This window comes from Microvirga makkahensis (genome assembly GCF_009830105.1).
Classification (GTDB): Bacteria; Pseudomonadota; Alphaproteobacteria; order Rhizobiales; family Beijerinckiaceae; genus Microvirga; species Microvirga makkahensis.
Window position 1 is genome coordinate 72,742 of record NZ_WURB01000010.1, and the last position, 16,979, is coordinate 89,720.

The following is a 16,979-nucleotide window of genomic DNA, read 5'->3' on the forward strand; positions in this document are numbered from 1 at the left end:
TCGAAGAGGCGCGGCGCTTCACCCGATCGCGTCGCTCCCATCCCTGTCCATCCTCGCCAGGGGAACGGGAACGGTTTCGATCCGCTCGGCCAGGGCCTCGATAGCGGCCAGCACGGTTCTCCCATCCACATATTGCGGCATATGGCCGATGCCCGGCAGCAGGATGAGTTGCGCGCCGGGAACCGCATTCGCGAAGGAACGGCTGTGCAGATCGCTCCAAACGATTTCGTCGCAATCTCCGGCGATGACGGTGACGGGCATGCGGATCTCGCCGTAGCGCGGGCTCTGCCGGGATACGGCATCGAACATGACGGCGAAATCCTGCATGTTGGCCTCATAGGCGCCAGGCCGGAACGCAAGGGGAATGAAGCCGTTGCGCACGATACCCGGCGTCGGCAGCTGCGGCGCATAGGTCTTTCTCTTCAGCCAGGGCCGCATCACGAGCGTGACGGGAAGCGCCAAGGTGCGCATGGCGAGCCATCCCGCCCAGGATGCGATGAACCGCCGGTACCAGCCGATATAGCCGCCGGGCCAGGGAGTGGTGATGCCGGACAGGATCAGGATGGCCCCCGTCACGTCCCGGTGATCCAGGGCGAAGTACGGCACGATGGTCCCTGACCAGGAATGCCCGACGACCACCGCATTGCGCACCTTGAGCCTGCGCAGGGCCTCCGCCATCAGGGCGGCCTGCCGCGCGGGCTCGGCCGCGCTCAGGCCGCCGCTGCGCTCGCTCCAGCCGTGGCCGGGCCGGTCGAAGGCGATGACCCGGTAGCGCGGCGCAAGATGCGAGCCGAGGCCGAGCATGGATTCGACGAGGTTGGATGACGCACCATGCAGAAGAACGATGGTGCCGCGGGATTCCCCTGCGGGTTCGACATCCCGGTAGTGCAACCTCAAGCCTCCGACCTCCATGAAGCGGCCCGTCGGTGGATAGCGGCGCCCGATGAACCAGCCGTAGGCGTAAGTGAACGCCGCTCCGGCCATGAGGAGAAGCAGGCAAGCAGCCAGAAGGCCAAGGACAAAGCTCATCATGAACCGCGGATCAGAGATCCTGCCCGTCTACATCGGGGATCAGGCGGTTCACAATGGTTTGCACACTCGATTCCTGCGGATTGATCTTCAACACGCGCCGGTAGGCCTCGAGTGCCCGGGCCTTGTCCTCGGAGGCCATCAGGATATGGCCGAGCCCGGTCCAGGCGTTGAAATGGCGCGGCTCGATCTTCAGGGCACGGCTGAGATCGGCCATGGCCGCGACAGGATCGTCGATCTGGTAGAACACCGTCGCCCGTCGATACCAAGCCTCCGCCCAGTTCGGCTGAAGAGCCAAAACCCGGTCGAGCAACTCGATGGCGAGCGGGAAATCCTTTTTCTCGAAAGCCTGCGTGGCCCGGCTGAGCAGCAGGTCCGCCGTGTCGGAGCCGGAGCGGGCGAGTCGCCGCTCGATGAGTTTCGAGATGCCCTCGGCCTCCCGCTCCGAGCCGGCCTTGGAGAGGCGCTCGAACAGATCGTCGAGCGTGACGGGCTTGGGCGGAGGCGGCTGCTCCCTCGCCGGAGCTTTGGGCCGAACGGCCTCCTGCGCACTCGACGGGTACGCGGCCACACTCAGAGTTAAGGTCAGCAGGAACGCAAAAAAGCGCATGCCGGGATTGTAGGGTCCCGGCATGCGCGGTCAATTCATAAAAGCGTGCGCGGCGTTGCCGCGCCCTGCTCAGCCCTGGCGGGCCTTGTAGCGCTTCTGGGTCTTGTTGATGATGTAGACCCGGCCCTTGCGACGCACCAGCTGGTTGTCGCGGTGACGGCCGCGGATCGACTTCAACGAGTTACGGATCTTCATATCCGGTCTCCTGCGGCCCTTCGGGAAGGCCGGAAAAAGAAATGGTGGGCGCGGCTGGGATCGAACCAGCGACCCCTACGATGTCAACGTAGTGCTCTCCCGCTGAGCTACGCGCCCGGGAAACGGTGATGTTTGACGTCCCGTCTCGGCTGTGGGGGGCGATATACCCAGAACTGGGCATATGCGCAAGTCATGATGAGCAACCTTTTTTAGGCTGCCATCATTTTCTCGACCTCGCTCACCAGGTCGCGCAGGTGGAAGGGCTTGGAAAGCACCTTCGCATCCTTCGGGGCCTCCGAATCCGGGTTCAGGGCCACGGCGGCGAAGCCGGTGATGAACATGACCTTGATGTCCGGATCGAGCTCGGTGGCCCGGCGGGCCAGCTCGATTCCGTCCATTTCCGGCATGACGATGTCCGTCAGAAGAAGCTCGAACGGCTCCTCCCGCAGGCGGTTATAGGCGGATAGGCCGTTGTCGAACGGGGCCACCTCGTAGCCTGCGTTCTCGAGCGCCTTCACCAGAAAGCGCCGCATATCGTTATCGTCTTCGGCGAGAAGAATCTTCATCGGCTGCCAAGCCCCGAATCGTGGCGAATGATCTCAGAAATACTTCATGCTCCCGACGGGTAAATAACCCGTGAAAGAGCGACGCGGCGCCCCATCATATTGTCTTGGACAGGCGGCACTGCTGCCTTACACTAACGAAAAAGCCCGTTTCATTTCCAGAACAGCCAGTTTTCATGCGGCCAGCCATCGTTGACGAGTTCGATCCTCCCTTTGTCCTGACAGAGCCAGCGGCGCAGACGATCCCCTTCGTCTTCAATGCCCCCCATGCCGGCGCCGTCTATCCGGCTTCCTTCCTGGCGGCGTCCCGCCTGGACGCCGTGGCGCTGCGCCGCTCCGAAGACGCCTATGTCGACGAGCTCTTCGCCTCCATGACGGGGCTGGGCGCCCCCCTGTTGGCGGCGCGATTCCCCCGGGCCTATCTGGACCTCAACCGGGAGCCCTACGAACTCGACTCGCGCATGTTCGAGGGCAGGCTCCCGCCCTTTGCCAATACCCGCTCCATGCGGGTGGCCGGGGGCCTTGGAACCATCCCCCGCATCGTCGCCGACGGGCAGGAGATCTACCATTCGCGCCTCTCCGTCGACGAAGCGCTGCACCGGATCGAGTGGCTCTACAAGCCCTATCACCGGGCGCTGCGCCAGCTCGTGCGCCGCACGGGGGACCTGTTCGGCCACGTCATCCTCATCGACTGCCACTCCATGCCCTCCTCCAGTGTGCACCGGGACGACGGCACCAGAGCTGACATCGTTCTGGGCGACCGCTACGGCACCTCCTGCGCGAGTCCGCTGATCGATCTCGTCGAGGCCGCGTTGAAGGGGCGTGGCTATACGGTGGTGCGCAACAAGCCCTATGCGGGCGGCTTCATCACCGAGCATTACGGGGAGCCGGCCCTGGGGCGGCATGCGTTGCAGGTGGAGATCAATCGGGCGCTCTACATGGAGGAGCGCAGCATGGCGAAGAAGCCGGGCTTTACCGTGCTGGCGGAGGATCTGTTCCAGGCCTTCACCCGGGTCGTCGCGGATATTGAAGGCGATCTGACGACCCGGCGCATCGCGGCCGAGTAGGACAGGCCCTGAAAAAGAAAAAAGGCCACCGTTACCGGCGGCCCGAAGTTTAGGGAGGAAACGCCCAAGAAGGGCTACGACAAGGCGACGCCATCGCCATATCGCAGTGCAATATTGCCTTCGCGCTGCACAAGAATCAATAAAAAAAACCCGCTTTGCTATGCCTTTGATGCATATCTGCTTGGATGCGGATCGATAGCCCTGGCGTAGAAGATCAGGCTCAGAAGCAACCAGCCGCTCAGGGCCCCGAAGACGAGCCGGTATCCCTCCGGGGAGTAGCCTCCGGTGGCGGAGCGTCCCATCAGGTCGATCAGAACGCCCGTAACGCTTTGTGACAGGAAAGCTCCCCCCATGGTGCCGATGTTCATGAGCGTGATGCCCCTGCCCGTCAGGTGCGGCGGGAACAGGGACTTGCCGTGAGAGGTCAGGATGGGCGTGCAGGACACGCTCAGGCCGAACAGGATGAACCAGACCTGCAAGAGGGCGAGATCCAGGGGCACGAGAACCGCGGCCGCCAGCATCAGGACGGCCGCCGCGCCACCTGCAAGGACCGGCTTCTTGTAGCTGCCCCAGAACCGGTCGGTCGCCCCCCACAGCAGCATGCCGAAGATCTGGGCCCCTGCCCCAAGCAGTAGGATTTGCCCTCGCGTGGCGAGATCCGCCCCATGCACATCCGTGAGCCACGGCCCGCCCCAGAGACCAACGATGGAGACGAAGCAGGAATAGGTGGTCAGATGCATGAAGAAGACCGGACGGAAGGATGGCACCATCACGGCGGCGGCCACGCCCCTGAAGGCGTCGGACCAGCTCTCCCGTCCCTTGGAATCATCCGCATCCTTAGGCACCGCCACCACGATGACGAGCATCAGAACGACGGTGACCGCCGCGACCGCCAGGAACGAGCCCCGCCAGCCGATGGCGGCCGACGAAGCCGCGAGCGGTGCGGTCGCCGCAAGGGTGCCGAGATTGGCGCCGCCCATCTGGATACTGGTGAGGCCTGCGAAACGCACCGGCGGGAAGCGCCGCGCATAGATCACGAGGGGCGCCATGAAGAAGGTCGAGCAGCCGAGCCCCATCAGGGCACGGGCGGCGATCAGCAGGGAAGCGGATGCAGCGAGCGCAAACAGCACGGTCCCGGCCACGGCAATCACGGCGGTGGCGAGCATGACGCGCTTGGGCCCATAGCGATCGATGAGGATCCCGACGGGAATCTGGATTGCCGCGAAGGTGAGAAAGAAGGCGCTCGACAGAAGGCCGGTCTGGGTGGCGGAAAGGGACAGCTCCCGCGCCAGATCATTGGCGATGACGCCGATCGAATTGCGCAGGAACTGGCTGACCGCATAGATGGCAACCAGCGCGGCGATGAGGAAAACGGCCCTTTCCGAGCGGGCCGAGAGAACCTTGGCAGTAGAATCCATGGACGACAGGCCCTCCCGATGCCGCTGCTCACTTGCCGCGCACACCACGCTTGATAAAAGCGGAGCGACGACAGGCCAAGACCGGCCGTCACGTTTCATAGAGGAAATCCGGGCATGGGGCTCATCGACTTCACGCATTTCGTCAACGAGCTCGCCACCTCGTCCGGCCAGGCAATCATGCCGTTCTTCCGCACCGCCATCGCGTCGGAGGACAAGTCGCGCGGCGGCGCCTTCGACCCGGTGACGGAGGCGGACCGGGCGAGCGAGGCCACCATGCGCCACCTCATCAAGCGCAGCTTTCCCACGCACGGCATCATCGGCGAGGAGTTCGGGACCGAGAACGCGGATGCGGATTACGTCTGGGTGCTCGACCCTATCGACGGGACGCGGGCCTTCATCGCGGGCCTTCCCACCTGGGGCACCCTGATCGGCCTCACCTATAAGGGCCGCCCGGTCTTCGGCATGATGCACCAGCCATTCACGGGCGAGCGCTTCTTCGGAGATTGCGGCTCGAGCACCTACCGGGGTCCGGGCGGCGAACGCAGGCTCATGACCCGCCGCTGCACCTCGCTGAAGGATGCGGTGATCTCCACCACGAGCCCGCGCCTCTTCGCGGGCGAGGAACTGCGCGCCTACGACCGCGTGGAGAGCGTGGCCCGCCTCGCACGCTATGGCTGCGACTGCTATGCTTATTGCATGCTTGCCGCCGGCCACATCGACCTCGTGGTGGAATCGGGCCTGAAGCCCTACGACATTGCGGCGCTGGTTCCGATCATCGAGGGCGCGGGCGGCATCGTCACCACCTGGGACGGCGGGTCAGCCGCCAATGGCGGGCGCATCGTCGCGGCTGGCGACCGCCGGGTTCACGCCGCCGCCGTCGAGCTGCTCAGCCGATAGGCCCAGAACCGCCAAGTCGGCACTCGATTCGGCGGCCGGATCGGGCGTGCCCGGAATGAAGGCGTCGAAAGCTGCCCAGAACTGCTCGCGGACCTCGTCGCGCTCCATAAGGAGCTCATGGCGTGCGCCGGGAAGCACGATGGCATGGCCCGCCTTGAGCCGCGCGGCAAAGCGCTCCGTCGCAGGCGTGGCGCAGACCGGGTCGGCGCCCGCTGCGATGATCAGCGTGGGCAGTCGGATCTTCAGCGCGAAGTTCGGCGCCGTGAAGCGCTTCATGAAGCGGAAGGCGGAGTCGAGCCACGCCACCGTCGGCGCGCCGATGGCGCCGGGCCCGACGGCGGTCGCCGCGCCCGCGTTGCGGGAATATCGGGCGGGATCGCTCGTCAGGCGGTTTCCCTTGAACGGCAGGGTCGAGATCGACGTCTCGCCGCCGCCGGGCACGAACATCTTGCCGAGCCCGAGAAGCCTCAGGACGCGCGCGAGAAAGGCCACGCCGCGCGGGCGCTTGACGATGGACAGTGCGATCATCGGCGTGGTGGTCACGAGCCGGCGGAAGGGCAGCCAGTTCTCATAGGCCGCATTCAGCGCGATGGCCCCGCCCATGGAATGGGCGAGCGCAAAATAAGGCGCGGGCATGTGGGGAATCAGGACCTGGTCGCGCACGGCCTCCAGGTCGAGCCTGTACTCGGAGAAACGCCTCACATGACCCTTGCGGGGATTCTTGACCTGCCGCCCCGAAAAGCCCTGCCCGCGCCAGTCGAAGGTCACGACCGCAAAGCCGCGCTTGAGCAGGTCGCCCACCGTCTCGAAATATTTCTCGATGAACTCCGCCCTGCCGTGCAGAACGCAGACGGTCCCCTTCGGCTGGTCTGTCTCGGCCTTCCAATAGGCGACGCGCAGGGCGGTGCCGTCGGCGGCGGTGATGCTGGTGAGCACCGGCTCGCCGGGCACGGGATTGTCGGGAGTTGGGAAGAATTCCACGGTGGGCCTCACGAAACGATGTGACCCCTTTATAGGGCGCTCCTGGCCGCTGGGGCGAGCCTCTTGTACGCAAACCTGTTTATTCCCACATGGAAGCGGTGGCGGCCCGATGGCGTCACGAATTCCGGATCCAGCCTCAAGAAAGGTGGATCTTCACACAATGCATGTTGCTTCTGATGGAGGATATGCCATGCGACAGTTCGATCTTGCTCCCCTCTACCGCAACACGGTCGGTTTCGACCGCCTGTTTTCGATGCTCGACCAGATGGTCGGCGTCGACGCGGCCCCGAGCTATCCGCCCTACAACATCGAGCGCACCGGCGAGAATTCCTATCGCATATCGATCGCGGTTGCCGGCTTCACCGACAAGGACCTCACCATCGAGGTGAAGGAAAACACACTCTCCGTGCGCGGGGAGAAGAAGACCGGTCAAGAGCGCAAGGCTGAAGTGCTCCATCAGGGTATTGCAGCGCGCAGCTTCGACCGCCGCTTCCAACTGGCTGACGGCGTTCAGGTGACGGGTGCCTCCCTTGAGAACGGCCTGCTGCACCTGGATCTCGTGCGCGAGACGCCCGAGGCCAAGAAGCCGAAGCTCATCCCGATTTCCACGGACGGCGCTCAGGCCCTCGAGACCAACCAGGCTGCGTAAAGCCTTCACGAGAGCCTGAAAACAAAAAGAGCGCCCCGGTTGATCCGGGGCGCTTTTCTTTATGGGAACTTGGTCCTGGTCTTCCCGCCGGGGCTTGGAGGTGAGCCCCGTTGGTAAAGGTCTCGTGGGGTCACACATCGCGGGTGAATGCGGCAGGGTTAGGGCAAGGCTGTGGGAAGATCACTCCGCCGCCTGCCGGGAGGAGGCCGAGCGGGCGATGGCGAGCACCCTGTGCACGTCTTCCTCCCGGGTGGCGAAGGAGAGCACGAGGCGGATCAAAGCCTCGTTCGGCCCCACCGTCTCGCCTGCGGGCAGACTCAGCTCCGTCCAGGGATGATACAGCACGCCCGCCTCCTTGAGCGCCTTGTCCATGGCGGCCGGGATGATCGGGAAGACCTCGTTGGCCTGGGTTTCCCAGGCCAGCCGCACGCCGGGAAGCTCCGAGAGCCCCGCCGAGAGGAGTTTCGCCAAGCGGTTGGCGTGGCGGGCATTTTCATACCAGTGATCGCCGGCGAAATAGCCCTCGAACTGCGCCGAGATCAGGCGGCCCTTGGAAACGATCTGACCGGCGCGCTTGGACCGGTAATCGAGCGATTCGGCGAGTTCCGGCCTGAACACCACGATGGCCTCCGCCATCAGGCACCCGTTCTTCGTCCCGCCAAAGGACAGAATGTCCACGCCCTGCTTCCAGGTCATCTCCGCCGGGGTGCAGCCGAGCGAAACGAGGGCATTGGCGAAGCGCGCCCCGTCCATGTGGAAGGCAAGCCCGTGCTCCCTGCAGAGATCGCCGAGTTCCTTGAGCTCGCCGAGGTCGTAGACGAGGCCGCATTCGGATACCTGCGAGATCGACAGGGCCTTGGGCGGCATCTGCTTCACGGCCCGGGGGAGCCCTCGCAGATAGGCCGAGACCCCCTCAGCCGTGAGCTTCGCACCAACCCCCGGCAGGCCTGCGAGCTTGGCTCCGTGCATGAAGAATTCCGGCGCGCCGCATTCGTCGTCGATGACATGCGCCTCCCGGTGACAGACGCACAGGCCGTAGGGCGGCACCGCGGAGGAGAGCGCAAGCGCGTTCGCGGCGGTGCCGGTGGTCACGAGGAACACGGAGACCTCCCGCTCGAAGATCTCGTTGAAGCGCGCCTTCACCCGCCTGGTGATCTCATCGCCCCCATAGGCCGCCATGGCCCCCACATTGGCCTGGGTCAGGGCCTGCAGAACCGGGGGACTGGCGCCCACGATATTGTCGCTTGCGAAATTCATCGATCGTCTCCTTGAACATCGGAGCGAAGGGCGGCCGCCGCCCTTCGCTCCGATGCTCCCTTCTTGAAGCGGCGCATCGCCCGCTGTGGAACCGGGTGGCCCGCGTCAGCGAACCGAAGGGCCACGCTGCACCGGACCGGCGCAGCCTCCCCATGAGAGCCGACATGTCAAGATCGTTGACCCATCGGCGAAGACTTTCGTTTCCGCGCAGCAAAGGTTGCTTTTGTTACATTCCAGGTTGGCTGCTTGTAACTTTTATCTAAAATTTTTCTAAACCCTCTTGTGCCCTTCCTGGTTCTCTGGCAATTTGCCCCTATTAGGACAGCGATACTGTCCCATTTGGGGTGCCTGCACCCCACGGCCTGAGGTTTTCTTGATGCTTCGTCAAATGCGAACGACGCGAGATACCGAAAAACCTGCCCGCAAAGCGCGGGCGGGGCGGGCAACTTTGGGCTGAATTCAAGCCTGGGATGCCCGCGAGGTGCGGGCTCTCCCTCCGGTGACCCGAGCCTCGCAAGACGCGGGAAGCGGCGGGCATCCGGAAGATCCAACCATCCGACGGGCCCGAAAACCGCCTCAAACACCTTGAAGACGTGTTCGGATGTAAGGATCTGCCATGAGCAACGTGCCAACGAAGAGCCTGGAAAACGAAGTGCCAAGCCGCACGGCCACGACGGCGGATACCGTGAAATTCATGCGCGACCCGGGCCTGCCTGCCCCTCAGGGCCTCTATCATCCGCATCACGAGCAGGATTCCTGCGGTGTCGGCTTCATCGCCGACATGAAGAATCGCAAGTCTCACACCATCGTCGAGCAGGGGCTGTCGATCCTGCACAATCTCGACCACCGCGGCGCGGTGGGTGCGGATCCCAAGATGGGCGACGGCTGCGGCATCTTGGTTCAGATCCCGCACAAATTCTTTGCCGCCGAATGCGCCAAGCTCGGCATCTGGCTGCCCGAGGAAGGGCAGTATGGCGTCGGCCACCTGTTCATGCCGCGTGATCCGGAGGGCTTCAAGCTGGTCGAAGAGATCGTCTCAAAGGCGATCATCGACGAAGGCCTGCAGGTCCTCGGCTGGCGCGAGGTGCCTGTCGATTCGAGCGATCTCGGCGAGAGCGTGAAGGCCACCGAGCCCCTGCACCGCCAGATCTTCATCGGCAAGGGCAAGGGAATGGACGACCAGGAGACTTTCGAGCGTCGCCTGTTCATCGCCCGCAAGGTCATCTCGAATGCCGTCTACGACATGAAGGACGAGCGCACCGCCGGCTATTATCCGGTGAGCCTGTCCTCGCGCACCATCGTCTACAAGGGCATGGTGCTCGTGACCCAGCTGCGTCAATATTATCTCGACCTCCAGGACCCGCGCTTCGAGAGCGCCATCGCTCTCGTGCACCAGCGCTTCGCCACCAACACCTTCCCGACCTGGCAGCTCGCGCATCCCTACCGCATGGTCGCGCATAACGGCGAGATCAACACGCTGCGCGGCAACGTCAACTGGATGGCCGCGCGGCAGGCTTCCGTCGATTCGGAGCTCTTCGGCAACGACATCTCCAAGCTCTGGCCGATCTCCTACGAAGGCCAGTCCGACACCGCCTGCTTCGACAACGCGCTCGAATTCCTTGTGCGCGGCGGCTACTCGCTGTCGCATGCCATGATGATGCTGATCCCCGAAGCATGGGCGGGCAACCCGCTCATGAACGACGACCGCCGCGCGTTCTACGAATATCACGCCGCTCTCATGGAGCCGTGGGACGGCCCGGCCGCCGTGTGCTTCACCGATGGCAAGCAGATCGGCGCGACGCTCGACCGCAATGGCCTTCGCCCCGCCCGTTACCTCGTGACCGACGACGGCCTCGTGGTGCTCGCCTCCGAGATGGGCGTGCTGCCGATCCCGGAAGAGAGGATCGTCGAGAAGTGGCGCCTGCAGCCGGGCAAGATGCTCCTCATCGATCTTGAGGAAGGCCGCATCATCTCCGACGACGAGATCAAGCAGCAGCTTTCCAACGCGCACCCCTACAAGGAGTGGCTGAAGCGCACCCAGATCGTGCTGGAGGACCTGAAGCCCGTGCAGGCGCGCGAGTCGCGCACCGACGTGTCGCTCCTCGACCGCCAGCAGGCCTTCGGCTACACGGCGGAAGACTTGAAGCTGCTCATGCAGCCGATGGCCGTCACCGGCCAGGAGGCCGTGGGCTCCATGGGCTCCGACACCCCGATCTCCGCCCTCTCGGACAAGCCGAAGCTTCTCTATACGTACTTCAAGCAGAACTTCGCCCAGGTGACGAACCCGCCGATCGATCCGATCCGCGAGGAACTCGTCATGAGCCTCGTTTCGTTCATCGGACCGCGTCCGAATATCCTCGATCTCGAAGGCACCTCGCGCCGCAAGCGACTTGAAGTGCGCCAGCCGATCCTCACCAACGAGGATCTGGAGAAGATCCGCTGCATCGGCCACTTCGAGGACCGCTTCGACACGAAGACCCTCGACATCACCTATGACGCCGAACTCGGCGCATCCGCCCTCGACGGTGCGCTCGACCGCCTCTGCGACCGTGCGGAAGCGGCAGTTCACGGCGGCTACAACATCATCATCCTCTCCGACCGCATGGTGGGGCCGGATCGAATCCCGATCCCCGCGCTCCTCGCCACCGCCGCCGTGCACAACTACCTCATCCGCAAGGGCCTGCGCACCTCGGTCGGCCTTGTGGTCGAGAGCGGCGAGCCGCGCGAAATCCATCACTTCGCGTGCCTGGCCGGCTACGGCGCGGAGGCGATCAACCCGTATCTCGCCTTCGAGACCATCGCGGCTATGCACGAGTCCGGCGAGCTGCCGCAAGAGGTGGACGCCGACGAGGCGATCAAGCGCTACATCAAGTCCATCGGCAAGGGCCTCCTGAAGGTCATGTCCAAGATGGGCATCTCCACCTATCAGTCCTATTGCGGCGCGCAGATCTTCGATGCGGTCGGTCTCAAGTCCGACTTCGTGGGGCGCGATTTCTTCGGCACCGCCACCACCATCGAAGGCATCGGCATGGACGAAGTGGCGGAGGAGAACGTACGCCGCCACCGCGACGCCTTCGGCGACGCGCCGATCTATCGTAACGCGCTCGATGTGGGCGGCGATTACGCCTATCGTCAGCGTGGCGAGGTGCATGCCTGGAACCCGGATACGGTCGCCACGCTCCAGCACGCCGTGCGCCTTAACGCGCAGGAGCGCTACCGCGAATTCGCGCGCCTCGTGAACGAGCAGGACAACGAGCTCAAGACAATCCGCGGCCTCTTCCGCATCAGGAAGGCGGACGAGGCGGGCCGCACGCCGGTTCCGCTGGAAGAAGTCGAGCCCGCGCAGGAGATCGTGAAGCGCTTCTCCACCGGCGCCATGTCCTTCGGCTCGATCTCGAAGGAAGCGCACGAGACCCTGGCACTGGCCATGAACGCCATCGGCGGCAAGTCCAACACCGGCGAGGGCGGCGAGGAACCGGAGCGCTTCCGTCCTCTTCCGGACGGACGCTCCAAGCGTTCCGCCATCAAGCAGGTAGCCTCGGGCCGCTTCGGCGTGACGACGGAATATCTCGTCAACGCGGACATGATGCAGATCAAGGTCGCGCAGGGTGCGAAGCCCGGCGAAGGCGGCCAGCTGCCCGGCCACAAGGTCGATGCCAAGATCGCCCGCGTGCGCCACTCGACCCCGGGCGTGGGCCTCATCTCTCCGCCGCCGCACCACGACATCTACTCCATCGAGGATCTCGCCCAGCTGATCTTCGACCTGAAGAACGTGAATCCTCAGGCCGACGTTTCGGTGAAGCTCGTGTCGGAAGTGGGCGTGGGTACGGTGGCGGCCGGCGTCGCGAAGGCGCGCGCCGATCACATCACCATCTCGGGCTTCGAAGGCGGAACGGGCGCCTCTCCCCTCACCTCGCTCAAACATGCGGGCTCGCCGTGGGAGATCGGCCTCGCCGAAACGCAGCAGACCCTCGTCCTCAACCGCCTGCGCGGCCGCGTGGCGCTGCAGGCGGACGGCGGCCTGCGCACCGGCCGCGACGTGGTGATCGCGGCGCTGCTCGGCGCCGACGAGTATGGCTTTTCGACCGCGCCGCTGATCGCTGCGGGCTGCATCATGATGCGCAAGTGCCACCTGAACACCTGCCCGGTGGGAGTGGCCACGCAGGATCCGGTTCTGCGCAAGCGCTTCAAGGGCCTGCCAGAGCACGTCATCAACTACTTCTTCTTCGTCGCCGAGGAAGTGCGCGAGTTGATGGCCGAGATGGGCTTCACCTCCATCGACGAGTTGATCGGCCGGTCCGATCTCCTCGACAAGAACGCGGCCATCGACCACTGGAAGGCGAAGGGCCTCGACTTCACGAAGCTCTTCCACAAGCCCGATGTTCCTCCGCATGTGGCGGTCCGCCATCAGGAGCGTCAGGCTCATCCGATCGCGAACGTGCTCGACCGCGAGCTCATCGCTCAGGCCGGTCCCGCGCTGGATCATGGCGAGGCCGTCACCATCGAGGCGGGCGTGCGCAGCTCCGACCGCTCCGTAGGCGCGATGCTCTCGGGCGAGGTCGCCAAGCGCTACGGCCACGAGGGCCTGCCGGACGACACGATCACCGTGAACCTGAAGGGCACGGCGGGCCAGAGCTTTGGCGCATGGCTCGCCGCCGGCGTGACGCTGAACCTGGAGGGTGAGGCGAACGACTATGTCGGCAAGGGCCTGTCGGGCGGCAAGATCGTCATCAAGCCGTCGCCGCATTCGAAGGCTCAACCTGAGCGCTCCATCATCGTCGGGAATACGGTGATGTACGGCGCGATCTCCGGCGAAGCCTATTTCCGCGGCGTCGCGGGCGAACGTTTCGCCGTGCGCAATTCCGGCGCCATCGCGGTGGTGGAAGGCACGGGCGATCACGGCTGCGAGTACATGACCGGCGGCCTCGTGGTCGTGCTGGGACAAACCGGCCGCAACTTCGCGGCGGGCATGTCGGGCGGCATCGCCTATGTGCTCGACGAGGACGGCACGTTCTCCAAGCGCTGCAATCTCTCCATGGTCGATCTCGAACCCGTCGAGGAGGAGGAGGATCTCATGCGCCGCCTCCACCATCACGGAGGGGACCTGGAGACCAAGGGACGCATCGACATCATGGCCAACATGTCAGGCCCCGATGAAGAGCGCCTGATGCAGCTCATCACCAATCACCACACCTATACGGGCTCGGCCCGCGCGAAGGAGATCCTCGACAACTGGGCGACCTTCCGCACCAAGTTCGTGAAGGTGATGCCGGTCGAATACCGTCGCGCGCTCCAGGAGATGGATCGTCTCCGGAACCTGCAGGCAGCGGAATAAGGATAAGGGGCAAACCGATGGGTAAGGTCACAGGCTTTCTCGAATACGACCGCCAGGAGCAGAAGTATCAGCTCGCCGGTGAGCGCGTGCGCCACTTCCGCGAGTTCACCCTGCCGCTCGACGACAGCGATCTGAAGAAACAGGCGGGCCGCTGCATGGATTGCGGCATCCCGTTCTGCCACGGGCCGACGGGCTGTCCGGTGCACAACCAGATCCCCGATTGGAACGATCTGGTCTGGCAGGGCGACTGGGAGCAGGCCGCAGCCAACCTCCACACCACCAACAACTTCCCCGAGTTCACCGGCCGCATCTGCCCCGCCCCGTGCGAGGAAGCGTGCACCCTGAACCTCGAAAACCAGCCGGTCACCATCAAGACCATCGAGCAGGCCATTGCCGACAAGGCGTGGGAGATGGGCTACATCAAGCCTGAACCCGCAGGCTTCTCCACCGGCAAGCGCGTCGCCATCATCGGCTCGGGCCCTGCGGGCCTTGCCGCTGCGCAGCAGCTCGCCCGCGCGGGCCACGACGTTCATGTATTCGAGCGTCAGGCGAAGCCGGGCGGCCTGCTCCGGTACGGCATTCCGGACTTCAAGATGGAGAAGTACCACATCGACCGCCGCGTGAAGCAGATGGAGGCCGAGGGCGTCACCTTCCATTGTGGTATCAATATCGGCGTGGACCGCAGCTTCGCCTCACTTCACAACGAGTACGACGCGGTACTCTTCGCCGGCGGCGCAGAAGATCCGCGCAACCCGAACCTGCCGGGCCAGGATATGAAGGGCGTGCATTACGCGATGCCCTATCTGACCCAGTCCAACAAGCGCGTGGGCGGTGAGGATGTCACCGACGAGCAGATCCTCGCAGGCGGCAAGCACGTCGTGGTCATCGGCGGCGGAGACACGGCCTCCGACTGCGTGGGCACCGCGTTCCGCCAGGGCGCGCTCTCCGTCACGCAGCTCGACATTCGCCCCAGGCCTCCGGAGCGCGAGGACAAGCTGACCGTGTGGCCGTACTGGCCGACGAAGATGCGCACCTCCTCCAGCCAGGCCGAGGGCGCCGAGCGCGAGTTCCAGGCTGCGACGCTCGGCATCGTCGGCAAGAAGGGGCAGGCCACCGGGGTGCAATGCGCGCGCGTGGACGAGAGGCGTCAGCCGATCCCGGGCACCGAGTTCACGCTCAAGGCCGACCTCGTCTTCATCGCCATCGGCTTTGCGGGTTCCGTCAAGGAGGGCCTGCTGGAGCAGTCCGGCGTCGCCATGGACAGGCGCGGCAACGTGGTGGCGGACGACAGTAGCTACAGGACCTCCAACGATAAGGTCTTCGTGGCGGGAGACATGCGCCGCGGCCAGTCCCTCGTCGTCTGGGCGATTCGCGAGGGCCGCCAGGCCGCGCGCGCTATCGACACCTATCTGATGGGCGACAGCAACCTGCCGGTGTGATCGTCGGCACGCTGCATTGTCCTTCCCCGCCACGTCATCACCGGCCTCGTGCCGGTGATGACGCTTCAATAAGGCGCAAGGCTTTTCCGATCGAGATCGCCGGGACTGATCCTCGGATCAAGTCCGAGGCGGCGATGACGGGGAGGAGAGCCCGCAGGGGGAGGGAAAGCGGCGGAACGCGACCCGGCCCTCGGGCGCAGGATTGAGAGCCTGGCTTTCTCCCTGTTGGGGGAGAGCCGGCAGCGCGCCGTTTCCGAAAAGCCCTTCCTCGATTTGGATTCGTCAGCTTCGCGGCCAGCGGAAGTCGTCCGCGCGCCCTGGGCGGGAGCTTGGCGCGATGCCATTGCGCAGCGCGCGCTGCACGGGATAGGCATGATCGCCGTTCAGCTTCGGCACGCCGGAGATCAGGGTTCCGCCCGGCGTCACGTCCTGACGCGTCAGCGGCAGGACGGGGCCGACCAGGGGCTTGCTGGGAAGGGAAACCGGAGCGGCAGCATCCGGCGGTGCGGGAAGAGCGGCCTCAATGCCCGAGACTGCGGTCGGAGCGGTCGCGACCGGCGTGCCGGTGCGGATCGATTCCAGGATCTTCTTGATCTCCACATCCGCAAAGAAGGCGATCTTGCGCGCACCCGCCTTGGTGAAGGAGACGCCATCGCCGGTGCGCAGCCGTGCAGGCTCGCCGTCCACGTTGGGGCCGGTGGAGGTGTAGTGATTTTCGTCGTCCACGAATCCGGGGAAAATATCGACGTAAGCCCCGCCGTGGCGCTGCACATTCTCCTGATAGACGGTGTTCATGGCCAGGAGATCCTCGGAGAGCTTGCTGCTCTTCATGGGCGGCAGGCCGATCCAGACCACGGGAATGTTGCGTTCCCTGAAGGCGTTCAGGATCCCGTCGATCCGCTGCCCGTAGAGTTCCTTCCAGCGGTCGGAGAGCAGCTCGATCCGTTCCTCGCCCTCCTGCAGATTCTGGCGGTCGCTCAGGCCCAGCATGACGATGGCGACGGTCGCCTTCTGGCCGGAATCGAGGGTCGATCTGATGAAGTTCGGCCAATCCGCCGGATCACTGCGCACCAGATTGCTGCCGCTTCGAATCCTGCCCACCACGGCGACATCAGGATTCTCCCCATAGGCCGCCTCGAGCCCCTGGCGCGCGAACTCGGCTAGGGAATCGCCGAAGACCACGATGTGGGTGCTGGGATCCACCTTGGGCTTTTCAGAGCGCGCGACGCTCGTAGCTTGTGGAGCTTTGCGCGGCTTGGCGACAGGAGCGCGCGCCGGCGCCCGCGGTTCTTCGGGGGTTCCGAAGAAGCGTCGCAGGCTGAATCCCTGCCGAGGCTGCGCCGGCTGAACGAGCTTTCCGGGATAATAGCCCGGCGGATAGGCTCTGGGATCTCGGTAGGGCCGTTGCGGCTGCTGCTGCGGCGGGTAATAGTAATAACCTTGCGCCAAGACCGACTGACCGCTTCCCAGGGCGAGAAACAGGCTCAAAGTCAGCAGGCCAAGGATCGTCAGCAAACGCATGGTGGTTCCATGTTGATC

The 16,979-nt window shown here is 64.7% G+C and carries 13 protein-coding genes and 1 tRNA gene; 5 read left to right on the forward strand and 9 right to left on the reverse strand.

Annotation, left to right across the window (positions count from 1 at the left end; all coding sequences use genetic code 11):
* Window positions 1-18: 18 nt before the first annotated feature.
* The 5 genes from GR328_RS15120 to cpdR all read right to left on the reverse strand — a co-directional run bounded on the left by GR328_RS15120 (window position 19) and on the right by cpdR (window position 2,400).
* Complete coding sequence (locus tag GR328_RS15120) at window positions 19-1,032, reverse strand: alpha/beta fold hydrolase (RefSeq protein WP_160885359.1); 1,014 nt, start codon at window positions 1,030-1,032, stop codon at window positions 19-21.
* Between the two features lie 10 nt (window positions 1,033-1,042).
* Window positions 1,043-1,663, reverse strand: a complete 621-nt coding sequence (locus GR328_RS15125; RefSeq protein ID WP_246215891.1) for a tetratricopeptide repeat protein — start codon at window positions 1,661-1,663, stop codon at window positions 1,043-1,045.
* A 45-nt stretch (window positions 1,664-1,708) separates the two neighbouring features.
* Entirely contained in the window at window positions 1,709-1,834 is a 126-nt protein-coding gene (ykgO, locus tag GR328_RS15130) for a type B 50S ribosomal protein L36 (RefSeq protein ID WP_009763379.1), read from the reverse strand.
* Window positions 1,835-1,876: 42 nt separating this feature from the next.
* Window positions 1,877-1,951: transfer RNA gene (locus GR328_RS15135), tRNA-Val, on the reverse strand.
* Between the two features lie 92 nt (window positions 1,952-2,043).
* Entirely contained in the window at window positions 2,044-2,400 is a 357-nt protein-coding gene (gene cpdR / locus GR328_RS15140) for a cell cycle two-component system response regulator CpdR (protein ID WP_160885360.1), read from the reverse strand.
* Between the two features lie 173 nt (window positions 2,401-2,573).
* Between cpdR and GR328_RS15145 the strand changes: the two genes are divergently transcribed.
* Window positions 2,574-3,464, forward strand: a complete 891-nt coding sequence (locus tag GR328_RS15145) for an N-formylglutamate amidohydrolase (protein WP_160885361.1) — start codon at window positions 2,574-2,576, stop codon at window positions 3,462-3,464.
* Window positions 3,465-3,622: 158 nt separating this feature from the next.
* On the opposite strand, the gene GR328_RS15150 is transcribed toward GR328_RS15145, so the two are convergent.
* Window positions 3,623-4,882, reverse strand: coding sequence for an MFS transporter (locus tag GR328_RS15150; protein ID WP_160885362.1), 1,260 nt, complete (start codon window positions 4,880-4,882; stop codon window positions 3,623-3,625).
* Between the two features lie 114 nt (window positions 4,883-4,996).
* Here GR328_RS15150 and hisN point away from each other — a divergent pair, with 114 nt between their 5' ends.
* On the forward strand, window positions 4,997-5,779 hold the full coding sequence (gene hisN / locus GR328_RS15155) for a histidinol-phosphatase (protein WP_160885363.1): 783 nt from the start codon (window positions 4,997-4,999) through the stop codon (window positions 5,777-5,779).
* On the opposite strand, the gene GR328_RS15160 is transcribed toward hisN, so the two are convergent.
* Window positions 5,699-6,760: an alpha/beta fold hydrolase gene (locus GR328_RS15160; protein ID WP_160885364.1), complete on the reverse strand. Its 1,062-nt coding sequence runs from the start codon at window positions 6,758-6,760 to the stop codon at window positions 5,699-5,701. The two genes, hisN and GR328_RS15160, sit on opposite strands and share 81 nt — an antisense overlap.
* 190 nt (window positions 6,761-6,950) lie before the next feature.
* Between GR328_RS15160 and GR328_RS15165 the strand changes: the two genes are divergently transcribed.
* Entirely contained in the window at window positions 6,951-7,409 is a 459-nt protein-coding gene (locus tag GR328_RS15165; protein ID WP_160885365.1) for an Hsp20 family protein, read from the forward strand.
* Between the two features lie 180 nt (window positions 7,410-7,589).
* Here GR328_RS15165 and GR328_RS15170 read toward each other — a convergent pair whose 3' ends face one another.
* A complete protein-coding gene (locus GR328_RS15170) occupies window positions 7,590-8,666 on the reverse strand; it encodes a threonine aldolase family protein (RefSeq protein WP_160885366.1) in 1,077 nt (358 codons plus the stop codon).
* A 616-nt stretch (window positions 8,667-9,282) separates the two neighbouring features.
* Here GR328_RS15170 and gltB point away from each other — a divergent pair.
* Together gltB and GR328_RS15180 are read left to right on the forward strand one after the other, a co-directional pair.
* Window positions 9,283-14,001 carry a glutamate synthase large subunit gene (gene gltB / locus GR328_RS15175; protein ID WP_160885367.1) on the forward strand — a complete coding sequence of 1,573 codons (4,719 nt, stop codon included), beginning with the start codon at window positions 9,283-9,285 and terminating at the stop codon, window positions 13,999-14,001.
* A gap of 17 nt (window positions 14,002-14,018) precedes the next feature.
* Window positions 14,019-15,440 (forward strand): glutamate synthase subunit beta, encoded by a 1,422-nt coding sequence (locus GR328_RS15180; RefSeq protein ID WP_160885368.1) that lies wholly within the window; start codon window positions 14,019-14,021, stop codon window positions 15,438-15,440.
* A gap of 282 nt (window positions 15,441-15,722) precedes the next feature.
* Here the strand turns inward: GR328_RS15180 and GR328_RS15185 are convergent, their stop codons facing one another.
* Window positions 15,723-16,961, reverse strand: coding sequence for an SGNH/GDSL hydrolase family protein (locus tag GR328_RS15185; RefSeq protein ID WP_160885369.1), 1,239 nt, complete (start codon window positions 16,959-16,961; stop codon window positions 15,723-15,725).
* Between the last annotated feature and the right edge of the window lie 18 nt (window positions 16,962-16,979).